Below are 14048 nucleotides of genomic sequence, written 5' to 3'. Positions count from 1 at the left end.
CCTGAAGGAAGGTCATCGCAGCCGCGACCACATTCCTTGTAGCTGTTGTTCTCGAGCATGAAGGCGACCGATCGACTATACGCCGGGCGCGAATCGGTGGCGCAACGGCGTTGCATGCAAGGAACCTGCAAGCAAGAGCGGGGCCAGGGCGAGGGCAGGTCGGCGGTGAGCGCCGAATATATTTGGTCAGCCGGGGGCCAGTTATCTGGTCGGGCGGGCGACGTTACGAGGCGAGCTCGACCAGGGGGCGATCGTCCGCTGCGCTGGCCTGGCCGGCAGTGGTCAGGCTCGAACCGGCCGTGGTGACACGGTTGCGGCCCTGACATTTCGCGCGATACAGCGCCTGATCGGCCGCGCGCAACAATGTCTCCGGCGTTGCATCGACAGAGCCTGGCAAGCTCGGTGCGACGGTCGCGACGCCAGCACTGATGGTGATTCGATCACCGGCACCACTGGTGCCGGTGGCAATGGCCATGCGCCAGATCCGCCGCCGGAGGCGCTCGGCATAAAGGCCGGCGCGATGCGCATCCACTCCGGGCAGGACCACGGCAAATTCTTCGCCGCCATATCGGGCCACCAGATCGCCGCCGCGACGGAAGCTCTCATCCAATATCCGGGCCACGCGGCGTAACACGTCGTCGCCGTGCGCATGGCCGAAGGTGTCGTTGAAATGCTTGAAGTCGTCGAGATCCAGGAAGATCAATGACAATGGCAACTGCTCGCGGCGCGCACGGCGCACCTCCCGGTCGAGCACGCGATCGAACTGGCGTCGATTGGCGATGCCGGTGAGGGAATCGATGGCCACCAGCCGCTTCAGCCGCCGATTGGCCGACTCCAGCTTCAGCCGCACGCGGCCCAGCTCCTCGATGCGCCCTCGCAGGGCGTGGGTGCGTTCCCCGACCCGACTTTCCAGGTCATCGCGCAGGCTTTGCAGCTCCGTTTCGGCGCGCAGCCGTCGCGCGCGCTCCGTTGCCAGCGCTCGTGTCCGCCGGGACAGGCGGGCATGCAGCAAGAGCACCCCAGCCAGGGCGGCAATGACCATGAACGCCAGCGCTGTGACCACTCCGATCGACAGATACGAGCTTGCAAGCTCGAGCTGGAAGGTGGCGGGCAGCTCCACGGATCTCCTGCTGACGGTCTGGAGCGCCAATCAGATCATAGTGGCGGCCTTTGCGGTATCGGACTTGACGAAGCATGCCGCTGCCGGCGGTCAACCGGCGGGCCGTGCCGGGCCGGTGCTTGACGCGTTGAACGCAGGTCGTGAAACTTGCCGGCCAAATCCAGTTCTGATGTGACATGAGCAGCTCCGGTATCGACCGCGCCTTCGAGCGTCGCCTCGCGACGCTGATCAATACCCGCGAGCCGCGCGTTCTGCAGAATGGCTTGAAAGGCGTGGAGAAGGAGTCGCTGCGCGTTGGCCCGGACGGCCGCATCGAGCACAGTCCGCATCCCATCGAGCTCGGCTCGGCGCTGGCCCACGAGCACATCACCACCGACTATTCCGAGGCGCTGATCGAGCTGGTCACGCCCGCTTTTCGCGAGTCGTGGCAGCTGCAGCAATACCTGTGCGATCTGCATCAGTTCGTATATCGCCACCTGCGCGAGCAGCTGCTGTGGGCGACCAGCATGCCCTGCATGCTCAGCGGCGACGAGGATATCCCGATCGCGCGTTATGGCCGCTCCAATATAGGGCGCATGAAAGAGGTGTACCGGCTGGGGCTGGGCAACCGCTATGGCCGGATGATGCAGGCCATTTCCGGCGTGCACTTCAATTACTCCTTTCCACAGCAGTTCTGGCCGGTGCTGGCCGAAGCCCTGCAGGCGCGGCAAGCCGACCAGGATTTCATCTCGGAGCAATATTTCGGGTTGCTGCGCAACTACCGCCGCCATGGCTGGCTGATCCTGTATTTATTCGGCAACTCGCCGGCGTTGTGCGCCTCGTTCGTGCGCGGCCGCGATCATCAACTCGAAACGTTCGGGCCCGGCACGCTTTATGCCCCGTATGCGACGTCGCTGCGCATGAGCGACCTTGGCTATCGCAACAAGAGCCAGGCCGGCGTGCAGATTTCGGTCAACAGCCTCGATGAATACGTGCGGGACCTGACGGCCGCGGTCAGTACGCCGCATCCCGAGTATCAAAAAATCGGTGTCAAGGTCGGCGGCGAGTACCGGCAGCTCAATGCCAATTTGCTGCAGATCGAAAACGAGTACTACAGTTACATCCGCCCCAAGCGGGTGGCGCGTTCCGGCGAGCATCCGTCGCAAGCATTGCGCCGTGGCGGCGTCGAGTACGTAGAGTTTCGCGCGCTGGACGTGAGCGCTTTCGATCCAGTCGGTGTCAATCAGAACAAGCTGCGCTTTCTGGAAGCGTTTGCCGCACTTTGCGTGTTGAAACAAAGCGATCCCATCGAGGCCGCCGAACAGGCGCAGCTCGACGACAATCACGCCCTGGTGGCACGGCGCGGGCGCGAGCCTGGCTTGAAACTGAATCGCAATGGTCGCGCGGTAGAGTTGCGCACCTGGGCACTGGAGCTGATCGACTCGATGCGTGGCATCTGCGAGCTGCTCGATGAAGGCGATGAGCGCCGGCCGTACTCGGCAGCGTTGGAACTGCAACAGACCAAGATCGACGACCCGGAGCTCACGCCATCGGCGCGCACTCTGCAAGAGTTGCGCACCACCGGCGAAAGCTTCGCTCAGTTCGCACTGCGGATGTCTCGCGTGCACAAGGCGTACTTTCTGGACTTGTATCCGCCGAACGAGCAGCGCCTGGCGGAATTCCGTGCCGAAGCCGAAGAGTCGCTGCGACGACAAGCTGCGATCGAGGCGGCCGACGACATGACTTTCGACCAGTTCCTGGCGAAATATTTCGGCGGCTAGAGTTGGCCCGGCGCCTGCAGGGCGCTCTCGGGCCGCTTCGAAATCATCACTCCCGCGAATCCGGATATCGCAGCGCCGCGATTTAGCGGGTGAGTTTTATTTTTCTCGCTGACTGGTGAAAGTGACTGTCGAGGGTTAATCTCGCCAACCTGGCTTGCGCGTCGATTCGCTTCAACATAATGAAGCGATTTCAAACACGCACCCATGTCTGTCGAGTCACTCGCGCACGGAAGTCTCTTCGAAGACGCCCCACGGTTCCGCTATCGAGAACTGCGCACGCTTCCCGGTCAGGTGAAAAATGGATGGGCATTTTTTCCACTGACTTGATGTGAGAGCGCTACGCCGACTGACTTTATGAGCACCGTAATCAAACCCGTCAGCCCGATGATCAGCGCAGGTCCCGCCGCCAACGCCGATAAGCTGGCAGATGCTATCAACTTGACCGCACCGGAAGTCGGCATGAACACGGTGGTCGAGCCGAGCATCGAATCGACCGGCGGTTGGGATGCGTACGAAGTGTGGCGCCGCCTGATCAAGGATGCGCGCGATCGGCGCAAGCACCAGTCCTCGAACTGATCCCCCAACCGGACCACCGAACCGACAACCACCGATCACAGAACGGCACGATCAGCGGGCGGTGCGGATGCACCGCCCGTGCTCGGCCAGATCCCGAATCGCGGTCGAACGACGCGGCGAAAAATTCCCACAACGCTGCCGCCCCCCTCGCCACCGGTAACCGCCGCTGCAATCGTTACCAGCGATACTTTGATCGTCAAAGCGAATTGGCCCTGGTCTTGCAGGTGCACCCGGGCCCGCTATGATCGTAAGCATCTCGCTGCCGCCGGCAGCTCCCAACCATCTACTACTACAAGCCCGGCGACTGGCACGGGCGGCGAGTGTTGTCATGCCCCAGGTCGAGTCTCCGCCCGCGCCCAAGAGAATCAAGAGTCTGCTGATCGCCAATCGCGGTGAGATCGCCATTCGCGTAATGCGCTCCGCGGCCGAGCTGGGCATCCGCACCGTTGCCATCTACTCGCAGGAAGACCGCTTCTCACTGCATCGCATGAAGGCGGACGAGAGTTATCTGGTGGGCGCCGGCAAGACGCCGGTCGAGGCTTATCTGGATATTGCCGACATCGTGCGCGTCGCGCGCGAGGCGCATGTCGACGCGGTCCATCCTGGCTATGGCTTTCTATCGGAGAACCCGGAGTTCGCCGAGGCGTGTGCCGCGGCGGGCGTGATCTTCATCGGCCCGACGCCCGAGATCATGCGTCGACTCGGCAACAAGGTGATGGCCCGCAACCTCGCGGTGTCCGCCGGAGTGCCGGTGATGCCCGCGACGCCGCCGCTGCCCAGAGACGATGCGGAAACGTTGCGCATGGCCCGGGAGGTGGGCTTTCCGGTGATGCTCAAGGCCAGCTGGGGTGGCGGCGGCCGCGGCATGCGCATCGTCGAGACCGAGCAAGAGCTGACCGAGATGGTGGCCACCGCCCGGCGCGAGGCCAAGGCGGCGTTCGGCAACGACGAGGTCTATCTCGAAAAGCTGGTGCGTCGCGCGCGTCACATCGAGGTCCAGTTGCTCGGCGATGCGCATGGCAACCTGGTGCATCTGTTCGAGCGCGACTGCACCGTTCAGCGCCGCAACCAGAAAGTCATCGAGCGCGCGCCGGCCACCTTTTTCAATGACGAGCAGCGTCAGGCGCTGTGTGAAGAAGCGCTCAAGATCGGCCGCGCGGTGCGCTATCTCAACGCCGGCACCGTGGAATTTTTGCAAGACGCCGACAGCGGCAAGTTCTACTTCATCGAAGTGAACCCGCGCGTGCAGGTCGAGCACACCGTGACCGAAGCTGTCACTGGCATCGATATCGTGCGCGCACAGATTCGGATCGCAGAAGGTGCTCGCATCGGTGATACCGACAGCGGGGTGCCGAAGCAGGAAGACATCCGGCTCAATGGTTATGCGATGCAGTGTCGCGTCACCACCGAAGACCCGGAGAACAATTTCATTCCCGACTACGGCCGCATCAGCGCTTATCGCAGCCCGGCGGGCTTCGGCATCCGCTTGGATGCGGGCACGGCGTATTCGGGCGCCATCATCACGCGGTCCTACGACTCGCTGCTGGTGAAGGTCACCGCATGGTCGCCGACGCCGGCCGAAACCATCGCACGCATGCATCGCGCGCTATGGGAGTTCCGCGTGCGCGGGGTTGTAACGAACCTGCGCTTCCTCGATCAGCTGATCATGCATCCGCAGTTCGCATCGGCGGAATACACCACCAAGTTCATCGACCAGACGCCGGAGCTGTTCCGCTTTCCTCGGAAGAAGGATCGCGCCTCGCGGCTGCTCAACTTCATCGGCGATGTGGTGGTGAACGGCAATCCCGAAGTGAAGTCGCGTCCCCGGCCGCAACGCCTGGTGACGCCGAGGTTGCCCAAGATCGACCTGCCCGAGCCAGCGCCCGGCACCAAGCAGAAGCTGGGCGAGCTGGGGGCCGACAAGTTCGCGCAATGGATGCTGGAGCAGAAGCAAGTGCTGCTCACGGACACCACGATGCGCGATGCACACCAGTCGCTGCTGGCGACCCGCTTTCGCACTTATGACATGCAGGCAATCGCGCCGTACTACGCGAGCTTGCTGCCCAACCTGTTCTCGGTGGAATGCTGGGGTGGCGCGACCTTCGATGTGGCGATGCGCTTTCTCAACGAGTGCCCCTGGGAGCGCCTGCAGGGACTCCGGGCCGCCATGCCCAACCTGCTTTTGCAGATGTTGCTGCGTTCGGCGAATGCCGTCGGCTATACCAACTATCCCGACAACGTGGTGCGCTACTTCGTCAAGCAGGCGGCGCAATCGGGCATCGATCTGTTCCGCGTCTTCGACTCGCTCAACTGGGTCGAGAACATGCGTGTCGCCATGGATGCAGTTCGTGAGACAGGTGCGTTGTGTGAGGCGGCCATTTGCTATACGGGCAATCTGTCCGATCCGCGGCACACGAAGTACGACCTCAAGTATTACCTGTCGATGGCCCGCGAACTGAAGTCCGCGGGTGCGCACATTCTCGGCATCAAGGACATGGCTGGCCTATGTCAGCCGCGCGCTGCCTACACGCTGGTCAAGGCGCTGAAGGAAGAGATCGGCTTGCCCGTTCATTTCCATACGCATGACACCAGCGGCATCGCCGCCGCAAGCGTGCTTGCCGCCGTGGATGCAGGCGCAGATGCCGTCGACGGCGCGCTGGATGCGATGAGCGGGCTCACATCGCAACCCAACCTCGGTTCCATCGTCGAGTCGTTGCGCCATGGGCCGCGCGAGTCGGGTCTCGACCCGGAAAATCTGCGACTGCTGTCCGGCTATTGGGAACAGGTGCGCCACTGCTACAGCGCGTTCGAGAGCGATCTTCGCTCCGGTGCGTCCGAGGTCTATGTCCACGGCATGCCGGGTGGACAGTTCACCAACTTGCGCGAGCAGGCGCGCTCGCTGGGTATCGACGACGTACGCTGGCCGGAAGTGGCGCGCGCCTATGCCAAAGTGAATGAGATGTTCGGCGACATCGTCAAGGTCACGCCGACCTCCAAGGTGGTGGGCGACATGGCCATCATGATGGTTACCAGCAACCTGACGCCCGAGCAGGTGCTGGACCCGAACACTGAAATCGCTTTCCCGGAATCGGTGGTCTCGCTGTTCCGCGGCGATCTCGGCCAGCCTTTCGGTGGCTTCCCGCCGGCCCTGCAGAAGAAGGTACTCAAGGGCGCCAATGCCATAACCGACCGCCCGGGCGAGGTGCTGCCGCCCATCGATCTCAACAAGGCGCGCGAGGAGGCGCAGAACAAGACCTGGCGCGAGATCACCGACGAGGAATTCGCTTCGTACCTCATGTATCCGAAGGTGTTCCTCGATTACATGAAGAACCGCATGGACTACGGCCGCGTCAGCGTGCTGCCCACGCCGCTGTTCTTCTACGGCATGGAGCCCGGCGCTGAAGTCACGGTCGACATCGAGCGCGGCAAGTCGCTGATCGTGCGCTTCCTCGCCGTGAGCGATAGCCACGAAGATGGAACGCGCACCGTGTTCTTCGAGCTCAATGGCCAGCCGCGCTCGGTCAGAGTCGCGGACCGCAGCCAGGTTGCGCTCAAGCCCCCGCGCCGCAAGGCCGACGCCGCCGACGCCAACCACGTCGGCGCGCCCATGCCCGGCACCATCGCCACCGTCGCCGTTCGCCAGGGCGACAAGGTGAAGCGCGGCGACGTCCTGCTCACCATCGAAGCCATGAAAATGGAAACATCGGTCCGCGCCGACCGCGACGCCACGGTCGGCGAGATCATCACCAAGCACGGCGAGACCGTGGACGCGAAGGATCTGTTGATCGTGCTCGCTTGACGGGACGGACGGTGGGGGCCGGGGGGGCTACAGCAGTGACGGATCGATCTGCGTCATTGGTGTAGCCATTTCGAGCAGCTTTTTCGCCTGGTCTTGCACGAACGTGCCGATGCGCTGGACGAGATCTTTCTCCGCGGAAACGTATATGTCTTCGGCAGCTTGGGCAGGCGCGGCGGCAAGTGCAGCTTTCCCCAGGCGGCGCATCTCACGTGCGAGCAACGGGCGCGGAGTGCCGGTGACAGCGGCAAAATCAGCCCACTGATAAGGCGCGATGTCCTTCAGCAGGAACGCATCGCCATAAGACATCGCCAGTTCGTGGTCCAGGCCGTCGTATTGCACGACGCTGACCAGGTCGTAGAAGGGTGCCAGCCACAGACCATCGTGCCTGCAAAAGAATGAGATGTTCTTGCCGTGCGCGTCGGTGTTGCCGATCAGGTAGTTGAACAGGGCCCACCGCATCATCCCGAGCCGCGTGACCGCCTTCTGCACCGCGTACTCGGCGGCCAATGAGAACAACAGGCGAAAGCTCGCGCCATCGCGAATGTGTCGCACGCCGCGACCCGATCCAAAGTTGCGTTCGTATTTATAGGACGCCGGGAAATTTAGCGCCTGGCAGCCATCTATGATGTGCAGCCGCCGCACGCGTTCGTCGTCGCGCACTCTGTCGAAGCGCTCGACGACGAGCACGGGATCGGGCAGCCGCAGGATGTCCACGCGTGCTGCCGCGAGACCCAAGCGTCGAGCAAGACTCATGCAGAAGTGCTCGTTGGCGACCAGCATCGGCAGACCGCCTTCGGGCTCCGGCTTCAGGACGTGAGTGGAGGCGAGCTCTCCTTCGACCAGATACATGCGGTCATGGTCCAGATAGACGGCGAGCTTGTCCTGATAGCCTGCAATCGACATCCGGACCCGGCCGTCCCATACCATGAAGGGCAGCTGCGCTCGTTCCTCGATTCTCTGCCGCAGCTCGTCGCGGCCGATTTCACGTTTGGCAGCGCTGTTACGTGTCGTGCCGGCTCCTTCGGGAAGAAAGGAGAGGGCGCCGGAGGTTTCCTGTCCGAGCTCGCGGATCAATCCATAGAGGTTGTTCTTGGAAACCCGGTTGGCGGTTGCGACGACGTCGAGCGCGCGGCCCTCCGGCAGCAGATTGTCCAGAAAGCGCCGGATCGTGCTCGAGGGCGCCGGCTGGCCATACGTCAAGATATGCGGCGAGATGGAATAGGAGCCGGCGAGCTCGAGCCAGCGCGGGTCATATTCGAATGAGAACGTTTCGTCCAACGACTCATAGCCGAGCCGGCCGACCCGAGCCATGCCGTCGAATACCTCGAGGGCCTGTCGAGTCATTGTCCGTCGGATCGAGTGGAAGGCCGGCGGGCCGCCAGGATGTCGGCCGCCGTCGTCTTGTCGAGCACCAGCATGGCCAGGCCGAGGCCGTCGAGCACTTTGAGCAGGCGCTCGCTGCTGACGCCGGAATGCCCATTCTCGAGCCGCGATAACAGATCCACAGAGACACCGCACAGGGCCGCAGCATCATCGATTCTCAAACCGCTGGCTCGCCGCTGGGCGCGCACCACACGGCCGAGATCTTCCAGTGTTCGGACCACAATTTCGGAATATCGGAAATCAGTCATGAAATCGGCTCGTCTCGGAGGGAGTATTTCGGAATATCAGAAATATACTCTAAAATAGCCGGTTTTCAATTCAAATTTCTGAAACTCCGAAATAGGTAGCGGCGCTACCAGGCGCCGATCGTGTCGATCCCCACCGGGACGCCGACGGCGAAACCCTGGATGTAGTCGACGCCGATCTGCCGGAGCTTTTCCACGGCTTCGAGGCTCTCGACCGATTCGGCGACCACTTTCTTGCCCATGACATGGCCGATGTCGGTGATGGACCGGACCATCTCGTAGTCGATGCGGTCGGTGACCAGGTTGCCGATGAACAGGCCGTCGATCTTCAGGTAGTCGACGGTCAGCGCCTTGAGATACGCGAACGAAGACACGCCGCTGCCGAAGTCATCCAGACCGAAGGCGCAGCCGAGCGCGCGTAGATCGGCGATCAACTGATTGGCGCGGGTGAGATTGTTGATCGCCGCCGTCTCGGTGATCTCGAAACCGATTCGTTCCGGCGGCACCGCCAGCTCCAGAATGGACTGGCGAATGAATTCCTGCAGCTGCGGATCGCCCACCGAATCGCCCGACAGGTTGATGAAGATCCGCGACACGCGCTCGATCTGCGCGCGATGCGTCGATATCCATTGCAAGGCTGTGGTGATGACCCAGCGGTCCAGCCGCTGCGACAGGTTGTAGCGTTCGACCGCCGGCAGGAACGCGCCGGGCGGCACGACCCGACCCGATTCGTCGCGCATGCGGACGAGCAGCTCATAGTTGCGCCTGGCATGACGATCGCCTTGCAGCGGCACGATCGGCTGCGCTTCGAGAAAGAAGCGATTGTCGTTGAGCGCTCGCTTCACGCGCGCGACCCACTGCATCTCGCCGTGCCGTTGCGCCACCAGCGAGTCGTCCTCTTGATAGACGTGAATGCGATTGCGTCCCTGGTCCTTGGCCGCGTAACAAGCCGCATCGGCGGCTTGTAGCACCTGGGTCACGCGCCTGAAGCTCGCAGTCAACGGAACCACGCCGATGCTCGCGCCCACCGAGAACGTGTTGGTCCCCCAAACGAAGGTGTGATGCTCGACCGCCTTGAGCAGGCCGTTCGCCACCCTCTCCGCATCCTCGATGGCACAGTCGTGCAACAGCAGGCCGAACTCGTCACCGCCGAGCCGGGCCAGGGTGTCGTTGCTCCGAACGCGGCCTTGCAGGACCTGCGCGAGTTGCCGAAGCAACTCGTCGCCGGCGATGTGGCCGCAGGTGTCGTTGATGATCTTGAACTGATCCAGGTCCAGGTAGCAGACCGCATGCGCCGCGCCTGCCTGTACCGAGTCCAGGGCCCGTTGCAGGCGCAGCTCGAACTCGCGCCGGTTGATCAGTCCCGACAGCGCGTCGTGACTGGCTTCATATGACAGCTGGCGGGACAGCTCATGCGCCTCGGTGATATCGGTGAGCGTGCCCTCGTAGTAGATGACCCGGCCATGGTCGTCCCGGACCGCGCGCGAGTTCTCCAGCACCACGATCTTGCGCCCATCCTTGCGCTTGAGGACCAGCTCGGCGTTGCGGATCTCGCCGGCCATGGCCATGTTCCGCAGCCAGTTGGCCCGCTCTTCGGGGTACATGTACAGATCGCGCTCGATACACAGCTCCAGCAGCTCATCCTCGGAGCTGTAGCCGAGCAGGCGCACCAGCGCGGGATTGGCGGCCATGAACTTGCCGTCGGGCGTGCTCTGGAACACGCCCGCCACCACGTTTTCGTACAGCTCGCGATAGCGGGCCTCGGAGGCCTTGAGCGCCAGCAGGGTATGCGTTCGCTCGGTGGCGTAGCGCAGCGCCTTGTTCAGCAGCGTGCTGACCACTTGTTGTTTGATCAGGTAATCGAGCGCGCCGCGCTCCACTGCCTCGATCCCCAGCTCCTCATCGATCTGGTCGACCAGCACGATCACCGGGCGGTCCGCGGCCTTGGGTTGCAGCCGCAGGAACGTGGTCAAACCGACGCTGTCGGGCAGGTGCAGGTCGAGCAGGATCACATCCACCGGGCCATCGGGGTGGCCGGACTTGAGACGGGCCAGCGCCTGCGCCAGAGTACCCACCGCCTGCAGATCGAACGGGCGCTCGCGAACCAGAGCCAGTTCCTCGCGGAACAGTTGCTCGTCCTCGGCGTTCGCATCGATGAGCAGCACGGTTGCAGGCATGCGGGTGGGGAGTATATCGCGGCGAGCACTACTTCCAGGGCTACTGCCATGCATGGTTAGATCGGGCCTATGACCTTATTGCGAGTCGCCGAGCCCCAAGAAGAGCGCGCACACAGGCTGGAGCGCGAATTCCAAGCGGTCTTGGACGCTGCCGTCGACGCCGTGGTGCTGTTCGATCACGAGGGCCGCATCGAGCTGCTCAACCATGCCGGCGAGCGCATGTTCGGCTACAACGAACAGGAAGTCATCGGGCTGAAGGTCAACATCCTGCTGCCCGAGCCATACCGCTCCCAGCACGACGACTACCTGCGTCATTACATCGAAGCCGGCGAGCCGCGCATCATCGGCATCGGCCGCGAGCTGCTGGCCAAGCGGCGCGATGGCAGCGAGTTCTCCGCCGAGCTGGCGGTCGGCAGGGTACAAGGCACGGACCCGCCGCGCTTCGTCGGCTTCATTCGGGACATCACCGTGCGCCGGAATGCCGAAGAAGCACTCCGCCGCAGCGAGGCCCAGCTGACCATCGCGCAGGAGATCGCGAACCTCGGCAACTATGTCGTGCACGCGGACGGCAAATTCGAGGACTACTGGTCGCCCCACTTGTATCGCGTGCTGGGCCGCCGCTATGGCGAGCCTTATATCGGCGTGTACGAATATCTGGAGCCGATGGTCCATCCCGCCGACCGCGCGCGCTGGCAAGCGGCGCGTGACGAGCTGGAGAACAGCGCACGCTCCATGGACATCGAGTATCGGGTGATTCATCCGGACGGATCGCTGCGTTACGTGCATCACATCGCACAGACCACGCGCCGTCCCGATGGCCGCGTGCTCAGGCAGGTGGGAACACTGCACGACATCACCGACCGGCGCCGCGCCGAAGACGAAGCACGCCAGATGCAGGACCGCATCGCGCACTTCGGACGAATCTCCACCATGGGCGAGATGGCGGCCGGTATCGCGCACGAAGTGAATCAACCGCTGACGGCCATCGCGACGTATGCACAAGCATGCCAGCGGCTGATCGCCGCCAATGATTTCTCGCAGGAGGAAGTGGAAGCGGCGCTGAATCACATCGGCGCGCAGGCGCTGCGTGCCGGTGAAGTCATTCGCAGGCTGCGCACGTTCGTCAAGAACCGCGAAGTGCGGCGCGAGCTGATCGAAGCGAATCGATTGCTAGAGGACGTGGTGACGCTGGCGCAGACCGACGCGCGCCACAACGGAGTGCGCCTGGTGCTGGAGCCTTCGCCGCAGTCACCGCAAGTCCAGGCGGATGCAGTACAAGTTCAACAAGTGGTGCTGAACCTGGTGCGCAATAGTATCGACGCGATGCTGACGGTGCCGGAAGTGCGCCGGGAGATTCTGTTGCGAACCTCGGTGGACAGCGAAGGCGACGTCGAATTCATGGTCGCCGACCGCGGCACGGGCGTCGATCCGGCGGTCATGGCCGAGCTGTTCAATCCCTTCTTCACCACCAAGCCCGGTGGCACCGGACTCGGCCTGTCGATCAGCCGGTCCATTGTTCGAGCTCACGGCGGCAAGCTGTGGTGCAGTGCCAATCCCGGCGGCGGAGCGCGATTCTTTTTCACACTGCCGGCGGTGCCGGCCTCAGCAGGGAGTCAGCAATGATGAGAGCGAGCGTGACCAACCAGCGGCCGACAATCTTCGTGGTCGATGATGACGCCGCGGTACGTGACGCGCTGAAGCTGTTGCTTCGTTCGGTCGGGCAGTCGGTGGAAACATACGGCGCCGGCTCGGAATTCCTGGAGGCGTACAGCGAAGACCGTCCGGGGTGCCTGGTGCTCGACATCCGCATGCCGGGCATGTCGGGGCTGGAGCTGCAGCAGAAATTGAATGAAAAACATTCGATCCTGCCGATCATTTTCATCACCGGCCACGGCGATGTGCCGATGGCGGTGGAAGCGATGCAGGCCGGCGCCGTCGATTTCATTCAGAAGCCGTTCCGAGATCAGGACCTGATCGACCGCATCAATCAGGCGCTGGAGAAGGACACCAGCAATCGCGCCGCGCTCGGCGAGCGCAACGACATTCGCCGGCGGTTGGAAACGCTGACGCCGCGTGAGCGCGAAGTGCTCGACCTGGTCGTGCACGGCAAAGCCAACAAGGTGATCGCGGGAGATCTCAAGCTCAGCCAGCGCACCGTAGAAATCCATCGCGCGCGCGTCATGGAGAAGATGCAAGCGTCTTCGCTCGCGCACCTGGTCCGCATGGTGCTGGAGGTCGGACAAGTATGAACGCGCGCGCATCGCTGCATATGGAGGACGCGATTTTGCTGCTGTGACAGATGCTTGCGGCGCGTCGCAAGCTGGCAACTTCGCCCCGCGTAGAAACCCCTAAAAACCCCTGAAAATACCGGGCGAGAGCAGCGTTCAGCGGCGCTGTCTTCCTTAAGTACAAGTGCGACTTTTTCACGCTCGGCGCTCCGCCAAGATAACTGCATGCGACCACGGCCCACAGGCGAGTCCATCGCCCCCAATCCTCCCTGCGGCCCGGGCTCAACTTGTTCAGTGGCCGTGGCCGCGCTTACGCCAGCGACCATTCCTTCGCAAATCATTCGTGCTTTTTTGTGCCGTACTCCCGCCCCATCGTTGCAGTGATCGAAGCCGACGCCACGGATCGCCGCATGCTTTGTTCCTTGTTGAGTAAGCTGAATGCGGATGTCCAGGATTATGACAGTGCCGAGAGCTTTCTCGCGTCGCCGCTCGGAATTCGTGGCAGCTGCCTGATCAGCGACATGACGTTGCCCGGCATGTCTGGGCTGGAATTGCTGAGGTGTCTGCGCAAGAACCACGCGATGACGCCGGTCATTCTGCTCGGAGAGGACGCCGATGTGCGCGCCGCGGTGGCAGCCATGCGCGAGGGGGCAGTGGATTTCATAGAAAAGACGCACGTGGATTATTCCATCGTGCGTCGTGTCGCGTATCTACTCGATCATTCGCAGCACCCGCCCAATCTCGCCGCGCATTGATGCAG

10 protein-coding genes are annotated in these 14048 nt (G+C 62.9%); 6 read left to right on the top strand and 4 right to left on the bottom strand.

The window, feature by feature from the left end; genetic code table 11:
- Positions 1-223 precede the first annotated feature (223 nt).
- Complete coding sequence (locus VGE08_RS11245; protein WP_331067975.1) at positions 224-1120, bottom strand: diguanylate cyclase; 897 nt, start codon at positions 1118-1120, stop codon at positions 224-226.
- A gap of 176 nt (positions 1121-1296) precedes the next feature.
- Between VGE08_RS11245 and gshA the strand changes: the two genes are divergently transcribed.
- The 3 genes from gshA (at position 1297) to VGE08_RS11230 (ending at position 7255) form a co-directional block, all read left to right on the top strand.
- Positions 1297-2880 carry a glutamate--cysteine ligase gene (gene gshA, locus VGE08_RS11240; RefSeq protein ID WP_331067974.1) on the top strand — a complete coding sequence of 528 codons (1584 nt, stop codon included), beginning with the start codon at positions 1297-1299 and terminating at the stop codon, positions 2878-2880.
- A 354-nt stretch (positions 2881-3234) separates the two neighbouring features.
- Positions 3235-3456 carry a hypothetical protein gene (locus VGE08_RS11235; protein WP_331067973.1) on the top strand — a complete coding sequence of 74 codons (222 nt, stop codon included), beginning with the start codon at positions 3235-3237 and terminating at the stop codon, positions 3454-3456.
- A gap of 328 nt (positions 3457-3784) precedes the next feature.
- On the top strand, positions 3785-7255 hold the full coding sequence (locus VGE08_RS11230; protein ID WP_331067972.1) for a pyruvate carboxylase: 3471 nt from the start codon (positions 3785-3787) through the stop codon (positions 7253-7255).
- Between the two features lie 27 nt (positions 7256-7282).
- On the opposite strand, the gene VGE08_RS11225 is transcribed toward VGE08_RS11230, so the two are convergent.
- From VGE08_RS11225 to VGE08_RS11215, 3 genes are all read right to left on the bottom strand, one after another.
- Positions 7283-8599, bottom strand: coding sequence for a HipA domain-containing protein (locus VGE08_RS11225; RefSeq protein ID WP_331067971.1), 1317 nt, complete (start codon positions 8597-8599; stop codon positions 7283-7285).
- Positions 8596-8886: a helix-turn-helix transcriptional regulator gene (locus VGE08_RS11220; RefSeq protein ID WP_331067970.1), complete on the bottom strand. Its 291-nt coding sequence runs from the start codon at positions 8884-8886 to the stop codon at positions 8596-8598. Before VGE08_RS11220 ends, VGE08_RS11225 begins: the two co-directional genes overlap by 4 nt.
- Positions 8887-8990: 104 nt before the next feature.
- A complete protein-coding gene (locus VGE08_RS11215; RefSeq protein ID WP_331067969.1) occupies positions 8991-11060 on the bottom strand; it encodes an EAL domain-containing protein in 2070 nt (689 codons plus the stop codon).
- A gap of 69 nt (positions 11061-11129) precedes the next feature.
- On the opposite strand from VGE08_RS11215, the gene VGE08_RS11210 reads away from it, so the two are divergent.
- From VGE08_RS11210 to VGE08_RS11200, 3 genes are all read left to right on the top strand, one after another.
- Positions 11130-12683 carry a PAS domain S-box protein gene (locus VGE08_RS11210; protein WP_331067968.1) on the top strand — a complete coding sequence of 518 codons (1554 nt, stop codon included), beginning with the start codon at positions 11130-11132 and terminating at the stop codon, positions 12681-12683.
- Positions 12680-13309: a response regulator FixJ gene (gene fixJ / locus VGE08_RS11205; RefSeq protein ID WP_331067967.1), complete on the top strand. Its 630-nt coding sequence runs from the start codon at positions 12680-12682 to the stop codon at positions 13307-13309. Before VGE08_RS11210 ends, fixJ begins: the two co-directional genes overlap by 4 nt.
- Before the next feature lie 332 nt (positions 13310-13641).
- A complete protein-coding gene (locus tag VGE08_RS11200) occupies positions 13642-14043 on the top strand; it encodes a response regulator (RefSeq protein WP_331067966.1) in 402 nt (133 codons plus the stop codon).
- Positions 14044-14048 lie beyond the last annotated feature (5 nt).

The sequence above is a fragment of the Steroidobacter sp. genome (genome assembly GCF_036406195.1).
Classification (GTDB): Bacteria; Pseudomonadota; Gammaproteobacteria; order Steroidobacterales; family Steroidobacteraceae; genus Steroidobacter.
Note: the sequence above shows the minus strand (reverse complement) of the source record. Positions and strands in the feature narration are given on the sequence as shown.

Excerpts from the sequence above, each read along its gene's own strand:
- VGE08_RS11215 (WP_331067969.1), bottom strand. The coding sequence starts at position 11,060 with ATGCCTGCAACCGTGCTGCTCATCGATGCGAACGCCGAGGACGAGCAA.
- gshA (WP_331067974.1), top strand. The coding sequence starts at position 1,297 with ATGAGCAGCTCCGGTATCGACCGCGCCTTCGAGCGTCGCCTCGCGACG.
- fixJ (WP_331067967.1), top strand. The coding sequence starts at position 12,680 with ATGATGAGAGCGAGCGTGACCAACCAGCGGCCGACAATCTTCGTGGTC.
- VGE08_RS11225 (WP_331067971.1), bottom strand. The coding sequence starts at position 8,599 with ATGACTCGACAGGCCCTCGAGGTATTCGACGGCATGGCTCGGGTCGGC.
- VGE08_RS11220 (WP_331067970.1), bottom strand. The coding sequence starts at position 8,886 with ATGACTGATTTCCGATATTCCGAAATTGTGGTCCGAACACTGGAAGAT.
- VGE08_RS11235 (WP_331067973.1), top strand. The coding sequence starts at position 3,235 with ATGAGCACCGTAATCAAACCCGTCAGCCCGATGATCAGCGCAGGTCCC.
- VGE08_RS11210 (WP_331067968.1), top strand. The coding sequence starts at position 11,130 with ATGACCTTATTGCGAGTCGCCGAGCCCCAAGAAGAGCGCGCACACAGG.
- VGE08_RS11230 (WP_331067972.1), top strand. The coding sequence starts at position 3,785 with ATGCCCCAGGTCGAGTCTCCGCCCGCGCCCAAGAGAATCAAGAGTCTG.